This is a genomic window from Patescibacteria group bacterium, assembly GCA_028707065.1.
Lineage (GTDB): Bacteria > Patescibacteriota > Patescibacteriia > Patescibacteriales > WJLG01 > JAQTUZ01.
The window spans coordinates 1-18,668 of sequence record JAQTUZ010000002.1 but is presented as its reverse complement, the minus strand read 5'-3'; the positions used below and the strand labels follow the sequence as shown (position 1 = coordinate 18,668).

Genomic DNA, 18,668 nt, shown 5'->3' with positions numbered 1-18,668 from the left:
CTAAATTGCTCACTGCCCCTTGGTGCTGCTGGCGACCAAAGCTTGATAATTTTTCATTAAGTCCTCGTCGGAAATTTGATCCAGAGAAGCCTTATCCACCCCGGCTTGCAATAACAAATTCCTCAAAGTGGCGGCGTCGCTCCCGCCGGTAAGCAAATTGATCATCTCCAGCTGGCTGCTGGAAGCGGCGCTTTGCCCCGCGCCGAGCTGGCCGATCGTCGGAATGGTACTTGAGACGCTGACCGGTAAAACCGAATTGCAAATTTTTCCTTGCGGGCAATTCGGATCAGTGCCATTTTTAATTTCCACGCCATCCGCGATGCCATCGCTATCCGAGTCCGCCAAATAAGGCGAAGTGCCGTAAACATTAAGCTCGTCCCAGTCGGACAAGCCGTCGCCGTCGGTATCCTGACTCTTTAATTTATCCGCCGCGTCTTGGACGGTGGTCGAGGCGTAATTATCAGGGGAATAATAATAACTCAACGGACCCACGATTTCACTATTTAATTTTAAAAGCCAAATTCCGACCAACAAAATGCCAAAAACGGTTAACCCGGCTAAAGCCAACTTTTGCCTTTTATCAAGATTATTCCTCGTCTCAGCCATGCGAAAATCCCCTTATCTTCTTTGTGCATAATTATAACATATTTGGACAAAAAACGACAATGACATATTTGATCAGAACAAAGAACAGCGAACAAAGAACAAGCTTTGAATATTTGCTCCCTGAAGACCGCTAATTGTATCTTGCTCTTTGCTCTATGTTCGTTGTTCTACTATCTTCCGCCAATCTCCAACTCCCAGATCTTCCGCTCTTATCTTGGGATTAAAACCGGCTTTAACCAAAATCGCTTCCGCCTCGGCCGGTTTGATCCGCAGGCCGCCGGCCAAATTATTCTTCAGCATCTTGCGCTTGGCCGAAAACCCGAACTTCGCCAGCCGGAAAAAATTTTTTTCTTCGACATCTTTTCTCTCTTCTCTCTTAACTCTTATCTTAATGATGGCTGAGTCCACTTTCGGCGCGGGCCAAAAATTATTTTTCGGGACAATTTCGATTATTTCCGGATCGGCGTAAAATTGCACTGACAGGGCAAGGAGCGACATATCACCAGGCTTGGCGCAGATGCGCTGGGCCACTTCTTTTTGCAGCATCAAAACCATGGATTCGGGCCGCGGTTCGTTGGACAGAAATTTTCGTAAAAATACCGATGTTATATTATAAGGAAGGTTGGCAACAATGCGGAATTTGGAATTTGGAATTTGGAATTTGGAAAAAAATTCCACAACCTGAACATCAAGGATATTTTCGTTGACTATTTCCACGTTACTGACATCACCGGCGGAAATCGCGTCGCGAAGATAGGCGGCGAGTTTATCGTCCAATTCCACGGCGATCACCCGCTTGGCCGCCTTGGCCAGTTTGGCGGTAAGGAATCCCAAGCCCGGACCGACTTCCAAAACAATATCATCTTTGGATAAATCCGCCGCCGCGACTATTTTATCATAAATACTTTCGGTAATTAAAAAATTCTGACCCTTGGAACGGGAAGGCCAGATATCATACAGTTTGCATATTTTCTTGGTTCTTTCTAATAAATCCATAAAATATGATACGAACCTGCGAATCGTTCGCGAATACTACGAACTATTTAACGAATTATTTTTAGATAATTCGTTAATCTATTCGCGGTATTCGCGCAAAATTTGTAGTATTCGCATCATGTTTATATTCTCGCTTTGATCTCCTGCACGGTTTTTTCATCGATCAAAAGATTCATTAATAAAGTGGAGGCGGCGGCCAAAATAAAGGTCAGGCCGATGCCGAAAACCGGCACCAAAAGAAGCATGAGGAGAATTATCAAGATGCGGCCGACCATCAAGGCCATCTCATGGATCACGGTATATTCATCGACATAATGCCCCTGATCGGCGGCGCGCTCATAAAGCACGGCATCGAACGGCGTGCGGGTAAAAATACGGGCAAGATTATGATAAGTGGAAACGACAAAGATTTGGAAAGCGGTATCGATAAAAATTTTAATGAACCAGCCCAGAGCGTAAAGGAACGTGCCCCAATGGAGGATCTTGTCGCGCTTGCCCGAATCGGCGAATTTGCCCACGAACAATTCCAAAATAATGGTGGACAAAACGATCGCCGAAGAGATCGCGCCGACCGTCAAATAATTGCCTTGCAAGATCTGCCAGATGAAGATCGGCCAGACTATACCTGAAACCACGTTTTCAGCGCCGTCGCCCATGAAAGCCAAAACGGTTTTTTGCCGCTTCTTGGAAAAAAATTCTTTCCAGGTCTGCCAATAAGTCCAGCTGAATTTTTCTTCCGTCCGGGGCAGGGAAAAAAGCGGGACGACCGAAAGGAAAAAAATAAAAATGGTGATGACAAAAAGGATATTATAGCCGAAAGCGACCAGAATCCAGCCCGCGAAAGCCGGCACCACGGCATTGAAAGCGATGCAGGTCGCCTCGAGCAAGGATAATTCCCGGGTAAGATTGGCGCGGTCGGTGAACTTGGTCATCTCGGTATGCACCGGCACCCAATACAAAAGGCGATGCAGATTCATAAAGAATATCGACACCCCCAGAAGTATCAGTGTTCTTTCATGACCCATCCCCAAAGCCGATACGGCCGTGTTGTTCGCGCCGGTCATGAAATAAAATATCAAATAATAAACCGAGCCCCAGACAGTGCTGATGATGATGGCTGCCTTCATCCCCAGCTTGTTCAAGGCGAATTTCGCGCCCAGAGAAACAAAAGCGCAGTAAATGGCATAATCGATCAAAAAATAAATCAGCGTATAGCTTAATTTCAGATCAAAAATCTCAAATAAAAAGATCGGTAAAAACAGGCCCATCAGTGATGAAGCGATGCTCAAAATTATCCGGGAAGAATAGATCGAGACCAAGCCTCCGGAAAGGCGGTTGCTAAGATAGGAAGGACGAAACATAAATAAGTTAAAAGTAAAAAGTTAAAAGTAAAAAATTTATTTTACAACGATATTGGCTATGGCGGAGTCTCCGCCTCGGGACTCTGCCAAAAAATTTATAATCGGGTATCACGAATTAGGATTTGCAAGGCTCTTCATATCAAAAGATTCGACAACCACGATATTAAAAAGTTTGTCTGGAACATAAATATCCCTCGTCACTTTTTTCCCTGCCAGCCATTTTTTTACATTCTCATTTTTTAAAACCAAATCCCTGGCTTCATCTTTAGAAATTCCCGCGGGAACGGAGATAGTCGCGCGCAATTTTCCGTTAACCTGCACTACCAAATTTACCGTTTCATCTTTGATCAATTCTTTATCATATTCAGGCCAGGCGGATTTGAAAACGCTTTCTTTATTGCCTAATTTCTCCCGCCAGATTTCTTCAGCCAGATGCGGCGCGAACGGCGCGAGAATCTGGATGAATTTAGCAAAATCTTCTTTGCCAATCCCCCTCCTTTCCAAGGAGGGGTCAGGGGTGGTTGCCACCTCAATCATATTGGACAAAATCATCATTGCCGAAATGCAAGTGTTAAATTTAAAGTCCGCGATATCTTCGGAAACCTTTTTGATTGTTTTATGAAGCAAGGATTTAATTTCTTTAGTGCTATCCGGCGTTAACACACCCCGTCGCGCCAGGGGCGCGCCACCCCTCTCGAGAGGGGAATTTTCCGCAATGACCCATACCTTATCCAAAAATTTACGCGCGCCGGTCAAGCCGTTGGTGCTCCAGGCGCAAGATTGAGTGAATGGTCCCATAAACATTTCATAAACGCGCATCGCGTCCGCGCCGAATTTTTCTATTATATCATCCGGATTAATGACATTGCCCCAGCGCTTGGACATTTTCCGCCCATCTTCGGCCATGATCAAGCCGACATGAGTAAATTTGGCAAACGGCTCTTCGTAATTCACTACGCCGATATCAAACAAAAATTTATGCCAAAAGCGCGCGTAAATAAGATGGCGCGTAGCATGCTCGGCGCCGCCGACGTAAAAATCCACCGGCGACCAATATTTTTCTTTCTCTTTATCAACTAAGGCCTGATTATTTTTCGGATCAATATATCTTAAATAATACCAAGACGAACCGGCCCATTGCGGCATAGTATTGGTTTCGCGCTTGGCCGGGCCGCCGCATTTCGGGCAGGTCGTATTTACCCATTCAGTGATATTTGCCAAAGGCGATTCCCCTGTTCCGGTCGGTTCATAATGTTCAACTTCGGGCAAGCGCACCGGCAGATCTTTTTCCGCAACCGGCACGGTCCCGCACTTCTCGCAATGCACCATCGGGATCGGCTCGCCCCAATATCTCTGTCTTGAAAAAACCCAGTCATTCAATTTGTAATTAATTTTTCTTTTCCCCTTCCCCTCTTTTTCCAGCCACTCGATCATCTTCTTCTTCGCCTCGACTGTTTTTAAGCCATCGAGAAAATCGGAATTCTCATTTATGCCTTCTTCGGTAAAACATTTTTTATCTTGCAAATATTTTATGACATTTTTTGTAAACGGCGTAACATCGTCGCGCTGTAAAGCTTCTGCTAAATCAAATTTTTCAATCGCCGCTCCTTCACCAAGCTTCATGTTTTCCTCGTCAACATTATTAACGTAAAAAAGATCTAAAAATCTTCCGGGATGATTAATACTTTCGAATTTATTCAATAAAACAAAATTGTTTTTTATTTCCAAGTTTAATTCTTCCTTTATTTCTCGTTTTAACGTTTCTTTGGTGTCTTCATTATTTTCTGTGCCACCGCCAAAAAAAGACAGCATGCCCGGATTCCGATCAGTTTTTTTATCTCGTCTTTGAAATAAAAATTTTCCTTCTTTCGTTTCGATCATCGCGCCGACACCAACAATATTATCTTTATTAGTTGTGACGACAGTTCTAATCGGCAAATCATATTTTTGCGCGAATTCAAAATCGCGCTGATCATGCGCCGGCACGGCCATGATCGCGCCCGTGCCATAATTCGGCAGGACATAATCGGCGATGAACACCGGCACTTCTTCCTGATTCGCCGGATTGACTGCCATCACGCCCTCAAGCTTTACTCCAAACTTATCCTTGTTTAAATCAGTACGTTGAAGATCAGTTTTTTTCTTGGCTTCATTAATATAACTTTCAACTTCTTTCCAATTTCCAATTTCCAATTTCCAATTTCCAATTTCCGGATGTTCCGGCGCCAAAACCACATAAGTACAACCGAACAAAGTATCGGGACGAGTTGTAAAAACCGTCACACACCCCGTCGCCGCGGCGGCGCCACCCCTCTCCCACGCATCGCTTCGCTTTGCGGGGCAAGCAAGGGGGGACTTTTTTTCTTCTGCCTTCTTACTTCTTACTTCAAACTTCACTTCGGCTCCTTCCGAACGCCCGATCCAGTTGCGTTGCATTTCTTTAATCGAATCTTCCCAGCCGGAAAGCTTATCCAAATCGTTCAATAATCGCTCGGCATAATCAGTAATCTTGATCACCCATTGGCGCATCGGTTTGCGCACCACTTCGGATTCGCAGCGCTCGCATTTGCCGTTTTCCAGATCTTCCATCGCCAGCCCGGTCTGGCAAGTCGGACACCAGATGATCGGCTCGGTCGATTCATAAGCCAAGCCTTTTTCCCACATCTTGATGAAAGCCCATTGCGTCCATTTATAATATTCCGGGTCAGTAGTATTTATTTCCCGCTCCCAATCATAAGTCAGGCCGATCTTTTCCAATTGGCTCTTGAAGGTGGCGATATTTTTTTCGGTGGCGATCCGCGGATGAACTTTATTCTTTAGAGCGTAATTTTCCGCCGGCAAGCCGAAAGCGTCCCAGCCAATCGGATGCAAAACATTAAAACCGCTCATCATTTTCATCCGCGCCAAAATATCCGTGGCGATATAACCTTTGGGATGGCCGACATGCAACCCGGCGCCCGAAGGATAAGGAAACATATCCAAAACATAATATTTCGGCCTGGCTTTATCCTCGCCGCCTGCCCCGAGCGAAGCCGAGGGGGTCAGATAGATCTTTTCTTCTTCCCAGACCCCGTGCCACTTGTTTTCAATTCCTTTATGATCGAATTTGTCTTGCATACAATAAAACTGGATCCCCGCTCGCGCGGTGATGACATTACAAAAATCATAATGTCATTTTACCGAAAAAAACACAAAAAAGCAAATAAAAAACGGCTGAATATTACTTCAGCCGAACGTTGATTGCTTTGCCCGTTTTTTAGTCGGGCGTTGACGCGATATTTTTTCTGCTCTTTTCGACGTTATCCCAAAACGGGAAAATCGCCAGCAGAAAAGCCAGTACGCTGGCTCCGGCATAAGCTCCGAAAAAAAATACCGGTTTTGAGGCCGACATGTTGGCTGCTGCCAGAATAGCGGCGACAATCGCATTAAATCCCAGCGCCCCCATCGTTCCCGTTCCGATTTTCCGCACGACTTTTTGGTACATTATTCTTGCCCTCTCGCGGTTAAAGGTGAGTTGATAAAATCATATCGATCCCCTGCTTTTATTGCGGCTTTTTTTCGTCTCTCTCTCGCCAGATCAACTCCCGGTATTTTGCGTACGCTCGCCGGCGCCAGATCAGGAAGAAAAATACGCTCACGAACATGAATAAAAAAATAATGGCGCCTTCTACCATTGCCTCTCCGGTAATCTTCAGCGCGGCAACGAGACGGCGTACCATAGCGACGAAAAAACTTACCATTGTACGGATCAATCCTTTTTTCCCATATGGTGTCATCTTGAACCCCCTTCATTTATTTATTTTAATTCGATCCCGACCGGGCAATGGTCAGAACCTTGTATTTTATCCATTATGAAAGAACTTTTAACTGACTTAAAAAGATACCACGAAACGCAAAAATAGTCAATACGCCAGCCGATATTACGCGCTCGGACGTTCATCCGGAAACTCCACCAGGAATATTGCGCCTTATTAGGATTTTGGGCGCGGAAAGTATCGACAAAACCGGCTTTTAAGAACTTAGTCATCCAGTCCCGCTCTTCCTCCGTATAGCCGGCGTTGCCTTCGTTCTCTTTGGGATGGAAAAGATCGATCGGCTCATGAGCGACGTTATAATCGCCGCAGACAACTAACGGCTTGGTCTTTTCCAACTTCTTCAAAAATTTCAACAAGCGGTCATTGAATTTCAATTTAAAATCCAGCCGCGACAATTCATGATTGGCGTTCGGAAAATAAACATTGGCCAGATAGAATTTAGCGAATTCCAAAATCTGCACCCGCCCCTCCGGGTCGTCGGGAAAATCTATGAGCCCAATTAATTTATTCCCCTCTCGGGAGGGGTGGCTATTCCCCTCCTCGGGAGGGGTGGACGGCCCCTGGCCGGACGGGGTGGGTTTCCGAGAATCACTGCCGCGCGAGACGGGGTGTGTTAAAACTTGGGAGTTTCCGCTCTTCGCAATGACAAGATCGTCCTTGACCAAAGTCATCGTCCCCGAATAGCCGGGCCGCAGAGCCGAATGCCAGAATTCCTGATAGCCGGCAAAATCAAAAATTTCCTTATTGCGCGCGTCAGCGGAAATCTTGATTTCCTGCAAACATAAAATATCGGGTCTTTCTTTCTTTAAAAAATCCGTAAAGCCTTTTTTTACTACCGCTCTTATACCATTTACATTCCAAGAAAAAATCTTCATAATTTTCGATTCACATCCCCCTTTTTGTCATCCTGCCTGTCCGCCTTGGGGAGGAAGCGCCGCACGAAGGATCTAATTTGCAGGAACTGCGGATTTTTTCGACAAAAATTTTTAAAGTTATTATACGAACTTCTCGCCCATTAGATCCTTCTCCCGCCAAAGCGGGATCAGGATGACAAAAAAAGGTGTTTTCACTTTTCATTAATAATTTTTTGCAGCCTTTTTACTGAAGCCCCCGATACTTTCATCTTCGGCTTTTTTTTCTTCTCCCGCTTGGCGCTTTTCGCTAACGCCTTTTTTTCCCAATGATTAAGATTGGCTATCGCCATAGAAAGTAAAAAATGATATAATAAAATCAATTCTCCGCTAGCTGTATTATAGATTATTTTTTTATCGCCGGCAATTAATAATATGAGTAAAAAAACGATCGCGGTCATTGTTTTCGCGGCGATAATTGTTGTTGGCGCGCTGATCGCGCATTTTACGGCGCCGGCCAAACCAACGGAAACGGCGCAAAAATTCGTGGTGCCGGATCGGCCGGCCGATTATTCTTTCGGCACCACCACGCCGAAAATCACTATTGTTGAATTCGCCGATTTTGCCTGCCCCTATTGCCGCAACGACTATACTGTCGTCAGGGAAATCGGCTATAAATATAAAAAATCAGTCAAAATAATTTTTAAAGATTTTCCTTTGCACGGCAACTCGCTTGATCTGGCTCAAGCCGCCCGCTGCGCCGGCGAACAGGGATTTTTCTGGCCGATGCATGATAAATTATTCGCCTTGCAAGGCCAATTCGCCACCAGCTCCCTCATTGATCTGGCGATCTCGGTGGGCGCCAATAAAACCGTCTTTACCAATTGCTTATCGAGCAATAAATATTTAGATGACATCAGGGCTGATTATGCCGACGGCCAATCTTTAGGAGTAGCGGGTACGCCCACTTTTTTCATCAATGGCTATAAGTTGGCCGGAGAAATTCCGGCCGACAAGTTTGAAGAAATAATCCAGCGGTTTTTAAAGTAAAAATCGGATTGACTCATTGTAATACTAATTTAATACGAATACATACTAATATGACGAATGCCTGTTAAAAAATATTCGTTATATTAGTATGTATTCGTAGATTAGTATTACGTTTACAAAACAATTCAACAATTGAGCAAAAAATATTTATGAAGCAGATCCGATTACACGGCCGCGGCGGACAGGGAGTCGTCACCGCCGCCGAGCTCATCGCCATTGCCGCTTATGCCGACGGCCGCCAAGCCCAGGCCTTCCCCTCTTTCGGCGTGGAGCGGACCGGCGCGCCGATCCAGGCCTTTGCCCGCATCGACGACAAATTCATCCGCAACCGCGAGCAGGTTTATCATCCGGATATTTTGATTATTCTTGATCCGACTTTGATCGGCCTGGTCGATATGACCTCGGATTGCGGCAAGGGCATAAAAATTATCGTTAATACCACGCAACCGGCCGGCGAACTCAAACTCACTTATGGACCGAAAAAATTACCGGTACCGGTAGCGGATATTTTCGCGGTTGATGCCAGTAAAATCGCCATGGAAATCTTGGGACGCAATCTGGCCAACACGACTATTCTCGGCGTACTGGCCAAAGCCATCGACCTCGTCAGTATTAACGGCTTGCGCGAAGCGATCAAAGAAAAATTCGAAGAAAAAGGAGAAGAGATAGTAAATAAAAATATCAATGCGATAGAGAAAGCCTATAATAGTTAATTTTGTAATTTTTAAATTTTTAAAGAATTTTTAAGGCATAATTTTTAAAAATTAAAAATTTTCGATTTCTTTAAAAATTACAAAATTTAAAAATTAAAAATTCTACAATATGTCTATAGATATTACTGTTCAACCAGGTTCAACCACTATTAATAAGACGGGTGGCTGGCGCACTTTCCGCCCCAGCACGGATTTGGAGCACTGCATTTCCTGCGGCACCTGCGCCCGCGTCTGTCCGGAAAATTGCATCAAGATGACGGCTCCCCTCCTTCCGAAGGAGGGGCTGGGGGTGGTTCCGAAACCCAAGCCGCAGACCGATTACGATTTCTGCAAAGGCTGCGGCGTCTGCGCCTCCGAATGCCCGGTCAAGGTGATTAAGATGGAACTGGAACGAAAATAAATTTAATTTTTGTAATTTTTAAATTTTTAAAGAATTTTTAAGGTCTAATTTTTAAAAATTAAAAATTTGGATTTCTTTAAAAATTATAAAAATTAAAAATTATTTCCATATTATGTCTAAGCCACAAATTCTTGAAGGATCAAGAGCTATTGCCTTAACAATCAAGAACATAAAACCTTCAGTTGTTTCCGCTTATCCGATCACGCCGCAAACGCATATCGTGGAAGATTTGGCGCACTTCAAAGCCGATGGCGAAGCTGATTATGAATACGTGCGGGCCGAAAGCGAATTCGCCGCCGCCTCCATAATCTTGGGCGCTTCGGCGACCGGCGTCCGCGTTTACAGTTCAACCAGCTCGCAAGGATTATTATTGATGACCGAGGTGATTTTCAATATCGCCGGCATGCGCTTGCCGGTGGTGATCACTTGCGCCAACCGCGCCGTTTCCGCGCCGATCAATATTTGGAACGATGCCCAGGACGTGATGACGATCCGCGATGCCGGCTGGATTTTGCTGTTCGCGGAAAATCATCAGGAAGCGGTGACGCAACATATTTTGGCTTACAAAATCGCCGAAAAATTAAATCTGCCGGTGATAGTCAACGTCGACGGCTTTGTCTTAACCCATTCCTATGAAGAAGTTTCTATACCCTCGGAAAAAGACATTAAAAAATTCTTGCCGGATTATCAGCCGAAAAACGGAACCTATCTTGATCCGGCTAATCCGCGCACTTTAGGCGCGTTCGCGACGCCGGCTGATTATATGGAGATCCGCCAGGAATTGCACGATGATTTGATTTCTGCGTTGCCGGTCATTAAAGATGAGTATGAAAAATATAATAAAGCTTTTCCAAGCTTAACACACCCCGTCTCCGCCAGGGGCGGATCCACCCCTCTCGAGAGGGGAATTATCGACAACGGACTTCTTGAATATTACGGATCGCCGCGGGCCAAGACCGTGATCGTCGCCATGGGCTCGGTAGTTGGAACGATTAAGGAAGTGATTGATGAAAAAAAATCGTCCGGCGGAATATTCAGTGCCGGTGGCGGCATCGGCGTCTTGAAATTAAAAACTTTCCGGCCCTTTCCGGCGGAAGAGATAATAAAAATTTTGAAAGATGTCGGCGCCAAAAATGTCGCGGTCGCGGAAAAAGCCGTTTCCTTAGGCTATGCCGGACCATTATATCTGGAGGTAAAAGCGGCGGTGCAGGGAAAAATCAACGCCAACGTTAAAAATTTCATTGTCGGGCTCGGCGGCCGGGACGTAACGCGGGAAATGATCAGAAGTATCATTGCTAAAGCGGTCGGAAAAGGCGGAGAAGTTGAGTTTGTGGGAAAATAAAATTTTTGGTTACATTGTTAAATTGTTACATTGTTTTTTGTCTAATCATTTTTTAAATCGTTGCGTAGCAATGTAACAGTTTAACAATGCAACAATATTATATTATGTTTAAAAAATTTGCCAACCAAAAATCCTTGTCGGCGATATTTATGTCTATTTTCGCCGTTGTCTTTTTGGCGCAAACCGTTGCCTTTACCGCTTTGTTTTTTATGCCTGCCGCGGCGCAAGCGGCTCCCTATCCTCCCCTTACCTTGCAAGTACCCATCCCCACTCTTCATGGCGGGAGCGCGACCGTCACTTTCAACGGTACTACCGCGCCGATCGCCGATTACATTAAAGCGATCTACTCCTATGCTGTCGGCGTAGTCGGAATCGTCGCGGCCGTAATTTTGATGATCGGGGGATTAATGTGGATCACCGCCGGCGGCAATGCCTCCAATGTTACCGAAGCGAAAGCAATGATCACCGCCTCGCTAACCGGTTTTGTCTTGGTGCTTGTTTCCTATTTGCTTCTCAATCAAATCAATCCGGCGCTGGTAAATCTGCAATCAGGCGTAATCGGCACGCCGACAGTAACGCAACAAATCACCACGGGCGCGCCACTGACAATCAGGGGCGTCTGCGACTGGATAGTTCAAACAACTATTCCGGGTCTGGGCATCACCGGCGGATGTTTTGCCGCCGGCCAAGCTTCTGATGATGTAAGCGCCTGCACCAAGGCAATGCCCGCTTCCCCTGGCCAAAATTCGACCTACAAATGTTGCTGTTCTTATATCAAGGATCCTACCACTAAATGTTATTGGTCCTCCGCGCCGGTCGATAGCCAAACGCTAATTAGCAACAACGGCGCTGATTATTGTAAAGCCAACGAATCTTTCTCGACCGGCGATGAGGCGGTAAAAAAATGCGGCACGCTCGGCAATGCTAATTGGTGCTGCTGCCCGGCTGTCAGCGGGCCCGTCACTAACGCCGCCGGATGCATCCAAGACCCAACAATAAATTGCTCAACTTGCTTAAATTGCCAATCCTTGCCCGATGCCTTTAAATATTTGGATGGCAGCATCTACCACTTGACAAAAAACGACGTAAAATTAAATTCCGATTTCTTAAACAAGCTCAATGTGCTAAGTCAGACGGTTTCTTTCACCATCAGAGAAGCCTGGCCGCCAACAGTCACTCACCTTGATTCTTGCCACGCTAACGGCACTTGCGCGGATATAACCGCCGACGGAGTCGATACGCCGGCCGCAATAAAAGCTGATCAAGTTCAAATTCAAAATGCCGGCTTAAAAAGCGTATATGAATGCTATGGCTCGGTTGATTGCTGCACGCCTTATACGAATGCCGGGGTAAACTGTAAAAAATATCCCACCGGTACCGGCACTCATCTTCACGTCGAGCCTTAAGATGATGAATTATAAAAGCACGGAAGTTTTAATTCTATAATTTTTGAATTTTAAAATAATTTTTAAACCTTAATTTTTAAAAGCCTGAATAAAGCAAGGAATTTAAAAATTTCAGCCAAAGGCTGATCAGCCACTGGCTGAAAAAATTTCGATTTTTAAAAAAATTACAAAATTTAAAAATTACAAAATTATCGCTGTATGGCTAAAAAATTTACCAGCAAAAAATCATTTTCGGTTATCTTGATATCCGTTTTTGCCGCCGCCTTTCTGGTGCAAGCGATTGCCGCCGCCGCGTTATTTTTTATGCCCGCAACAGCGCAAGCAGCCCCTTATCCACCGCTCAAATTGCAAGTGCCGATCCCGACTTTATCCGGCGGCCAGATTAACCTCACCACCGAGATAAACTTCAGCGGCTCGACCAAGCCGATCGCCGATTATATCAAACTGATCTACAACTATGCCGTCGGCGTCGTCGGGATCGTGGCGGCCGTAGTGCTGATGATCGGGGGCTTGATGTGGATCACCGCCGGAGGCAACGCCTCCAATGTTACCGAAGCAAAAGCAATGATCACCGCCTCTCTCACCGGTTTTGTCTTAGTCTTAGCTTCCTATCTGCTTCTCGACCAGATCAACCCGGCGCTGGTAAATTTAAGTTCAAACCTGATAGGAATTCAGACAACCACGACGGCGCCGCCAACAGCGCAAAAAATTTGCCACTGGTCGCATGCCCCCTGCGGCACGGGTGAAACCGATTTGATCCTGCCTTTTCCCAACGGCAAGATATCCCAGGGCACCAAGGATTGCGGACCGAATTACATCAAAGATAATGGCGACGGCACTTATATCGATAATTCTTCTCATTGCTGCTGCGTTCCGGTGGTCGCCGCTCAAGCCGCCGGACAATGCCAGCCCGTCACCAGCGGCGCCTGCGCCGTCGATAAAATGACCGGTTTTGGCGATGACACTATCGCCAGACAGGCCTCGGCTATTTGCAACGGAGAAAGCGCTAACGGCACGCTTTTAAAAAGCACTACTGATATTTGCCTCGGTGATAATAACCCGGTTTCCATTGGTCTTTTTCAAATTAACTTAACAGTTCACGAACTTAACGGACTGAACTGCCCGTCGGCTTTTTCCAATAAATACACCGGCGATGCGGCCAGCCACAATTGCCATGTAACCAATCCGAGTCTGTATAATGATTGTGTCAATGCGGCTTTAGATCCGGATATCAATCTCCCGGCGGCCTACGGAATATATTCTGCCTCGGGATGGGGTCAATGGGGATATTATCTAAAAAATTGTAAATCGGCTTTTTAATTAAAAATATATCATATGCGCAAAAAAAATATTTATATTTTAATTATTATCTTGGTTATAATCGCCGCCGGCATCATCGGTTATTATTATCTGAGCAATATTAATAAATTATCAATAACAACAAATAAGGGAACGGTTAAAGTCAACGATATCACTAAAAATCCGGCGCAAACCCTGCCCGACTCTGTCTTGGTATACAAAGCAACAGCTGATTACACCTTAAATTATTATGCTCAAGACAAGTTATTTATCATTACAATAATTAATTCTGATATTCAAGCGGCTCGCGTTAAGGCCGAGGCGGATTTTCTGGCAACTCTAAAAATCGGCAAAGATCAAGCTTGTCGGTTGAATGTCCAACTATTAGTGCCTTTCAGCGTCAACGCTGATGCAGCCGGAATAAATTTCGGCTTAAGCTTCTGCCCTAACGGCAAACCGTTTTAATTAAATTATTGTTTCGCTTTATCGACTATGCAAAATGATTTTAAAAAAATGACGGAAATAAAAATCGGCGACGTACTGATCGCGCCCGGCCATCGCGCTTGCGCCGGCTGCGGGCAGATGATCGCCGCCATCGCCGCCTCGCGCGCCATGGGTCCGGACGTGATCATCGCCAATGCCACCGGCTGCCTGGAAGTGACCACCACGCCTTATCCGGAAACTTCCTGGAAAGTTCCCTGGATCCATTCTTTATTCGAGAATCCGGCCGCGGTCGCTTCCGGAATCAGGGCCGCGCTGGATTACAAAAACTCCCACCCCCAGAACCACCCCCAGACCCCTCCTTCGAAAGGAGGGGAGATAAAAGTTATCGTCCAGGGCGGCGACGGCTCGACTTTCGATATCGGTTTTGGCCTGATCTCGGGAATGTGGGAACGGGGCGAAAATATTTTGTATATTTGCTACGACACCGAAGTTTATTCCAATACCGGCGTCCAAGCCTCAAGCGCGACTCCGCCCGGCGCTTCCACTACGACAACTCCGCCGGGAAAATTTTCGCTCGGTTCAACGCAACGTAAAAAAGATATGCTCGCCATTGCTTTGGCCCACGGAGTAAAATATATCGCCCAATCCACCGCCGGCTATCCCTTGGATATCACGGCTAAAGTCAGAAAAGGGATCGAAACAAATGGTCCGGCTTATATCCAGATTATGTCGCCTTGCATTCCTGGCTTTGGCATCAAGACTTCCGAAGCGATGCAGGTTGCCAAGCTGGCGGTTTCAACCGGCCTTTATCCCTTGCTAGAATATGTCGACGGCCAGCTCGTCAATGTTTCCAAAATACAAACTCCGGTCAAAGTCGAAGAATATCTAAAGATCCAGTCGCGCTTCAAGCACCTGTTCTCTTCTGATGCCGGAAAAAAAGAAATCGAATATATCCAGGAATTGGCTAATCAGAATATTAAAAAATATAAATTAGTTGATTAGTTAATTGGTTAATTAGTTGTTATAGGCAATTTGTTTTGAATTTTAAAAAACCGTTAGCGCGAAACGAGCTAACGGTTTTTTATATCGAGAAATTTAATATTTTACAACTAATTACCTAATTAACCAATTAACTAATTAACCCTTTTCTCTCTTGTCCAGCGCCAAATTAACTAATCGATCCGCTTCAACATTGAGTTCCCGGCGGATATGTTTGAAGGTGACCTTCTTAAAGCTCATTGATCCGTTATAAATTTTCATAAAGAGCGGGGCCAGCCCTTTATCGCGGACTTTGTATTCGCGATTTAATTGGCAGACGACCAATTCGCTGTCCAAAAAAAACTGCAATTCCTCGGCGCCGAGCTTTTTCGCTTTCTCCATCGCCGCGATCACTGCCCGATATTCTGCCTGATTATTGGTGGTCTCGCCGATGTATTCGGAAATTTCCGCGACCGTCTCCCCTGCCTCGTTTTGCAAAACCGCGCCAATCGCCGCCGGACCGGGATTGCCCCGGGCGCCGCCATCAGTATAGATTATTAATTTCTTATTTTTACTATCCGTCGCCATAATAAAATTTTATTACAAATAATTTTTTGTTTCGCTGTTACATTGTTACATTGCTACATTGTTAAAAATTTTAACTTCGTTGCGCAACAATGTAACAATGAAACAGTGTAGCAATTTTTAATCAACGTAGACCATCTCCGGCGACCAATGCCCCTTTTTGATCAATTCGCTGCCATGCAATTTAAGGTCAACCAGTTTTAACTGCAGACTGGTATTGCCGTTGAATTCATTCTCATCCAAAGTATAAACCGCATCGACCGTGTCGCCGATCTTAAAATCTCCCCATTCCTCAGCGTGATTGAAACCAACTCCCCACAAACCGCCAGCCCTGGCGCCTTCGGAAGAGTTAAAGCGAAATTTTATATGCTGGCTTGAGGCTCCCATTTTCACAATATCTTTAATTTGAATATTCTCGCTCAAAAATTTTGGTTCAGGATTATGCTGGCCAAAGGGCGCCAGACGCAATATTTCCCGATAAAGCGAACGGCTGGCTTCATCGATCAAAATCTCGCAGTCAATTTTTAATTTCGGCTCCAATTCCATCTCGCCTAGTTCGCGCCTGGCTATTTTTCTGATCTGATCGGCAAAAGCGTGCAGATTAGCAATCGATAAATTGAACCCGCAAGCCATTGGATGGCCGCCATGATTTCCTAAAAAATCGCCGGCTTCCTCGATCGCCTTGAACAAATTAAATTCTTCAATGCTCCGTCCCGAGCCTTTATACCCCTTCCCGGTTTTGGTAATGATCAAAGTCGGCTTATAATATTTCTCGGCGATCTTTCCGGCCACCAAACCGATGATCCCTTCGTTCCACGGCTGAGATTTTTCCGGACAAATGCCGATGATTATTTTTTCGTCCAATTGTTTTTTGATCTGTTCTTCGACTTCCCCAACCAATTCTTCCGTTTCTTTCTGCCGACGCTGATTGCGGTCGTTCAATAATTGCGCTTCTTTTTCCGCTTCAGCTTTAACCTTGGTGGAAAGCAAATTGTAGGCGTTGCCGGCCGAACCCATCCGGCTCGAGGCATTAAGGCGCGGCGCGATTTGAAAACCGATATTCCAAGCCTCTAATTCCCGGTCTTCGATCTTAGCGGCTTTCAGCAATTCTTTCAGACCGATCCGTTTGGTCGCATTCAATATTTCCAAGCCTTTTTTTAAAAGCAGCCTATTTTCACCCATTAAAGTCACGCAATCGGCGACCGTGCCGATCGCCACCAGATCCAGAGTCTTTTCCAAAATCTTTTTTTTCTGCTCAACGCTTAATTTTGATTTTTCCACCAGGGCCTGGGAAAATTTAAAAGCCACGCCCACGCCGGCTAAAAATTTAAAGGGATATTTTTCTCCCTTAAGATGAGGGTTGATGGTCGGGCAAAGAGGCAGATCAGCCGCTTGCTCCGGCGGAGTATGATGGTCGGTAATGATTATTTTTAAACCTCGCCCCGCGGCATAATCGACTTCTTTTTTATTGCGGATGCCGCCGTCAACGGTGATCAAAAGCTTAGCGCCTTTTTTTATCGCCTTGTCGATCGCTTCATGATGCAAGCCATAGCCCTCGCTCCCGCGGTCGGGAATATAAACAAAACTATCAGCGCGCAAAGTGCTTAAAACTTCATTGAGCAAGGCGGAGGCGGTCATGCCATCGGCATCATAGTCGCCATAAACACAGATCTTATCTCCAGCTTTGATATGGGCGATGGTCAAATTGATCGCCTCTTCCATTTTATTGAACAAAAAAGGATTGAGATTATTTTCAAAGCGGCCATGCAGAAAAAGATCGATCTCTTCGCTCTCTTTTAGGCCGCGATTATGGAGCAATTGCAAAATCACCCGGTCATATTCGGGAAACTTCCGGAAAAATTCTTCACGGACTTTGGGGGCGATCTGCCAAACCTTATTCATATAAAAATATATAATCCGAACCTACGAAATATCCGAATACTACGAACACGGAAAATTGGTCTCGTCAGAATCTCCCGTTTAGGGGATTCTGGCGCTATCCGCGGTTCGGCAGAATCCCGCGGCGGAGATTCTGCCGGGGCCAATCCTTTATTCGTTTTATCCGCTAAAACGATGTGCCGACCGTCCAGGCGACCATGGAAAAAATAACCATGAAGGAAATGAAGATCCAAACAATCTTGACTATTAATTTTCTTTTGATTTTTATCATAAGTTTAATTTATTTTATTTTCAATTTCTAAATGTAATACTAATCGCACGAATACATACTAATATAACGAATATTTTTTAACGGGCATTCGTCATATTAGTATGTATTCGTATGGCATTAGTATTGCATTATAATAGTCTTTTATTTCTTTAAAATTTTTACAAATGTTTCCGGCGGTATCTCAACCGATCCCCGCCCGGCAACCATCATTTTCTTTTTGCCTTTTTTCTGCTTTTCCAAAAGTTTTTTCTTGCGCGACACATCGCCGCCATATAATTTGGCCGTAACGTCTTTGCGCAAAGCCGACAAGCGTTCGGCCGCGATTATTTTTCCCTGCACCGCCGCCTGTAATTTAACCACAAACATCTGCCGGGGCAAGGTATCTTTCAAAATTTCCACCACGGCCCGTCCTTGCCGGAAAGCCTCATCTTCATAAACGATCGTCGATAATGCTTCGATCGGCTCTTCGGCCACCAAAATATCCAGCCGGACCACTTTAGCCGGACGATAATCCAAAAATTCATAATTGATCGAAGCAAATCCGGAACTCGCGCTTTTCATCTTATCATAAAAATCAGTCAAGATCGAAGCCATGGGCAGATCATAATGCAAAATTACTCTCGACTCGTCAAGATACTCGGTATTTTTGTAA

Annotated in this window: 19 protein-coding genes; 8 read left to right on the top strand and 11 right to left on the bottom strand. The window is 45.3% G+C overall.

Annotated elements, in window-relative coordinates:
- Positions 1-9 precede the first annotated feature (9 nt).
- The 8 genes from PHE24_01035 to PHE24_01000 all read right to left on the bottom strand — a co-directional run bounded on the left by PHE24_01035 (position 10) and on the right by PHE24_01000 (position 7,982).
- Positions 10-606 carry a hypothetical protein gene (locus PHE24_01035; GenBank protein ID MDD4901700.1) on the bottom strand — a complete coding sequence of 199 codons (597 nt, stop codon included), beginning with the start codon at positions 604-606 and terminating at the stop codon, positions 10-12.
- 153 nt (positions 607-759) lie between these two features.
- Positions 760-1,602: a 16S rRNA (adenine(1518)-N(6)/adenine(1519)-N(6))-dimethyltransferase RsmA gene (rsmA, locus tag PHE24_01030; protein MDD4901699.1), complete on the bottom strand. Its 843-nt coding sequence runs from the start codon at positions 1,600-1,602 to the stop codon at positions 760-762.
- 122 nt (positions 1,603-1,724) lie between these two features.
- Positions 1,725-2,963, bottom strand: a complete 1,239-nt coding sequence (locus PHE24_01025; GenBank protein ID MDD4901698.1) for a hypothetical protein — start codon at positions 2,961-2,963, stop codon at positions 1,725-1,727.
- 108 nt (positions 2,964-3,071) lie between these two features.
- A complete protein-coding gene (locus PHE24_01020; protein MDD4901697.1) occupies positions 3,072-6,080 on the bottom strand; it encodes a class I tRNA ligase family protein in 3,009 nt (1,002 codons plus the stop codon).
- A 139-nt stretch (positions 6,081-6,219) separates the two neighbouring features.
- Entirely contained in the window at positions 6,220-6,447 is a 228-nt protein-coding gene (locus tag PHE24_01015; GenBank protein ID MDD4901696.1) for a hypothetical protein, read from the bottom strand.
- Between the two features lie 58 nt (positions 6,448-6,505).
- A complete protein-coding gene (locus PHE24_01010; GenBank protein ID MDD4901695.1) occupies positions 6,506-6,739 on the bottom strand; it encodes a hypothetical protein in 234 nt (77 codons plus the stop codon).
- Positions 6,740-6,759: 20 nt separating this feature from the next.
- On the bottom strand, positions 6,760-7,653 hold the full coding sequence (locus tag PHE24_01005; GenBank protein ID MDD4901694.1) for an exodeoxyribonuclease III: 894 nt from the start codon (positions 7,651-7,653) through the stop codon (positions 6,760-6,762).
- 191 nt (positions 7,654-7,844) lie between these two features.
- On the bottom strand, positions 7,845-7,982 hold the full coding sequence (locus PHE24_01000; protein MDD4901693.1) for a hypothetical protein: 138 nt from the start codon (positions 7,980-7,982) through the stop codon (positions 7,845-7,847).
- 82 nt (positions 7,983-8,064) lie between these two features.
- Here PHE24_01000 and PHE24_00995 point away from each other — a divergent pair, with 82 nt between their 5' ends.
- The 8 genes from PHE24_00995 (at position 8,065) to PHE24_00960 (ending at position 15,285) form a co-directional block, all read left to right on the top strand.
- Positions 8,065-8,679 (top strand): thioredoxin domain-containing protein, encoded by a 615-nt coding sequence (locus PHE24_00995; protein MDD4901692.1) that lies wholly within the window; start codon positions 8,065-8,067, stop codon positions 8,677-8,679.
- Positions 8,680-8,828: 149 nt separating this feature from the next.
- The gene (locus tag PHE24_00990) at positions 8,829-9,392 is read left to right on the top strand and encodes a 2-oxoacid:acceptor oxidoreductase family protein (GenBank protein MDD4901691.1); all 564 of its coding nucleotides are present in this window, start codon (positions 8,829-8,831) and stop codon (positions 9,390-9,392) included.
- Between the two features lie 109 nt (positions 9,393-9,501).
- On the top strand, positions 9,502-9,792 hold the full coding sequence (locus tag PHE24_00985; protein MDD4901690.1) for a 4Fe-4S binding protein: 291 nt from the start codon (positions 9,502-9,504) through the stop codon (positions 9,790-9,792).
- 112 nt (positions 9,793-9,904) lie between these two features.
- Positions 9,905-11,134, top strand: a complete 1,230-nt coding sequence (gene porA, locus PHE24_00980; GenBank protein ID MDD4901689.1) for a pyruvate ferredoxin oxidoreductase — start codon at positions 9,905-9,907, stop codon at positions 11,132-11,134.
- Between the two features lie 104 nt (positions 11,135-11,238).
- On the top strand, positions 11,239-12,540 hold the full coding sequence (locus PHE24_00975; protein ID MDD4901688.1) for a hypothetical protein: 1,302 nt from the start codon (positions 11,239-11,241) through the stop codon (positions 12,538-12,540).
- A gap of 198 nt (positions 12,541-12,738) precedes the next feature.
- On the top strand, positions 12,739-13,860 hold the full coding sequence (locus PHE24_00970) for a hypothetical protein (GenBank protein MDD4901687.1): 1,122 nt from the start codon (positions 12,739-12,741) through the stop codon (positions 13,858-13,860).
- Between the two features lie 15 nt (positions 13,861-13,875).
- On the top strand, positions 13,876-14,304 hold the full coding sequence (locus PHE24_00965) for a hypothetical protein (protein ID MDD4901686.1): 429 nt from the start codon (positions 13,876-13,878) through the stop codon (positions 14,302-14,304).
- Positions 14,305-14,352: 48 nt separating this feature from the next.
- Positions 14,353-15,285, top strand: a complete 933-nt coding sequence (locus PHE24_00960; GenBank protein MDD4901685.1) for a thiamine pyrophosphate-dependent enzyme — start codon at positions 14,353-14,355, stop codon at positions 15,283-15,285.
- Between the two features lie 135 nt (positions 15,286-15,420).
- Here PHE24_00960 and PHE24_00955 read toward each other — a convergent pair whose 3' ends face one another.
- The 3 genes from PHE24_00955 to PHE24_00945 all read right to left on the bottom strand — a co-directional run.
- A complete protein-coding gene (locus PHE24_00955) occupies positions 15,421-15,849 on the bottom strand; it encodes a ribonuclease HI family protein (protein ID MDD4901684.1) in 429 nt (142 codons plus the stop codon).
- 117 nt (positions 15,850-15,966) lie between these two features.
- Positions 15,967-17,748, bottom strand: coding sequence for a single-stranded-DNA-specific exonuclease RecJ (gene recJ, locus PHE24_00950; protein ID MDD4901683.1), 1,782 nt, complete (start codon positions 17,746-17,748; stop codon positions 15,967-15,969).
- Between the two features lie 409 nt (positions 17,749-18,157).
- Positions 18,158-18,668 (bottom strand): elongation factor 4 (locus PHE24_00945; protein ID MDD4901682.1); only part of this gene is annotated, 511 nt, incomplete at its 5' end.

Bases quoted from the DNA above. Each gene is read 5' to 3' on its own strand.
- PHE24_01035 (MDD4901700.1), bottom strand. From the start codon at position 606: ATGGCTGAGACGAGGAATAATCTTGATAAAAGGCAAAAGTTGGCTTTA.
- PHE24_01000 (MDD4901693.1), bottom strand. From the start codon at position 7,982: ATGGCGATAGCCAATCTTAATCATTGGGAAAAAAAGGCGTTAGCGAAA.
- PHE24_01020 (MDD4901697.1), bottom strand. From the start codon at position 6,080: ATGCAAGACAAATTCGATCATAAAGGAATTGAAAACAAGTGGCACGGG.
- porA (MDD4901689.1), top strand. From the start codon at position 9,905: ATGTCTAAGCCACAAATTCTTGAAGGATCAAGAGCTATTGCCTTAACA.
- PHE24_01015 (MDD4901696.1), bottom strand. From the start codon at position 6,447: ATGTACCAAAAAGTCGTGCGGAAAATCGGAACGGGAACGATGGGGGCG.
- PHE24_00990 (MDD4901691.1), top strand. From the start codon at position 8,829: ATGAAGCAGATCCGATTACACGGCCGCGGCGGACAGGGAGTCGTCACC.
- rsmA (MDD4901699.1), bottom strand. From the start codon at position 1,602: ATGGATTTATTAGAAAGAACCAAGAAAATATGCAAACTGTATGATATC.
- PHE24_00995 (MDD4901692.1), top strand. From the start codon at position 8,065: ATGAGTAAAAAAACGATCGCGGTCATTGTTTTCGCGGCGATAATTGTT.
- recJ (MDD4901683.1), bottom strand. From the start codon at position 17,748: ATGAATAAGGTTTGGCAGATCGCCCCCAAAGTCCGTGAAGAATTTTTC.
- PHE24_01005 (MDD4901694.1), bottom strand. From the start codon at position 7,653: ATGAAGATTTTTTCTTGGAATGTAAATGGTATAAGAGCGGTAGTAAAA.
- PHE24_00960 (MDD4901685.1), top strand. From the start codon at position 14,353: ATGACGGAAATAAAAATCGGCGACGTACTGATCGCGCCCGGCCATCGC.
- PHE24_01010 (MDD4901695.1), bottom strand. From the start codon at position 6,739: ATGACACCATATGGGAAAAAAGGATTGATCCGTACAATGGTAAGTTTT.
- PHE24_00970 (MDD4901687.1), top strand. From the start codon at position 12,739: ATGGCTAAAAAATTTACCAGCAAAAAATCATTTTCGGTTATCTTGATA.
- PHE24_00955 (MDD4901684.1), bottom strand. From the start codon at position 15,849: ATGGCGACGGATAGTAAAAATAAGAAATTAATAATCTATACTGATGGC.
- PHE24_00985 (MDD4901690.1), top strand. From the start codon at position 9,502: ATGTCTATAGATATTACTGTTCAACCAGGTTCAACCACTATTAATAAG.
- PHE24_00975 (MDD4901688.1), top strand. From the start codon at position 11,239: ATGTTTAAAAAATTTGCCAACCAAAAATCCTTGTCGGCGATATTTATG.
- PHE24_01025 (MDD4901698.1), bottom strand. From the start codon at position 2,963: ATGTTTCGTCCTTCCTATCTTAGCAACCGCCTTTCCGGAGGCTTGGTC.
- PHE24_00965 (MDD4901686.1), top strand. From the start codon at position 13,876: ATGCGCAAAAAAAATATTTATATTTTAATTATTATCTTGGTTATAATC.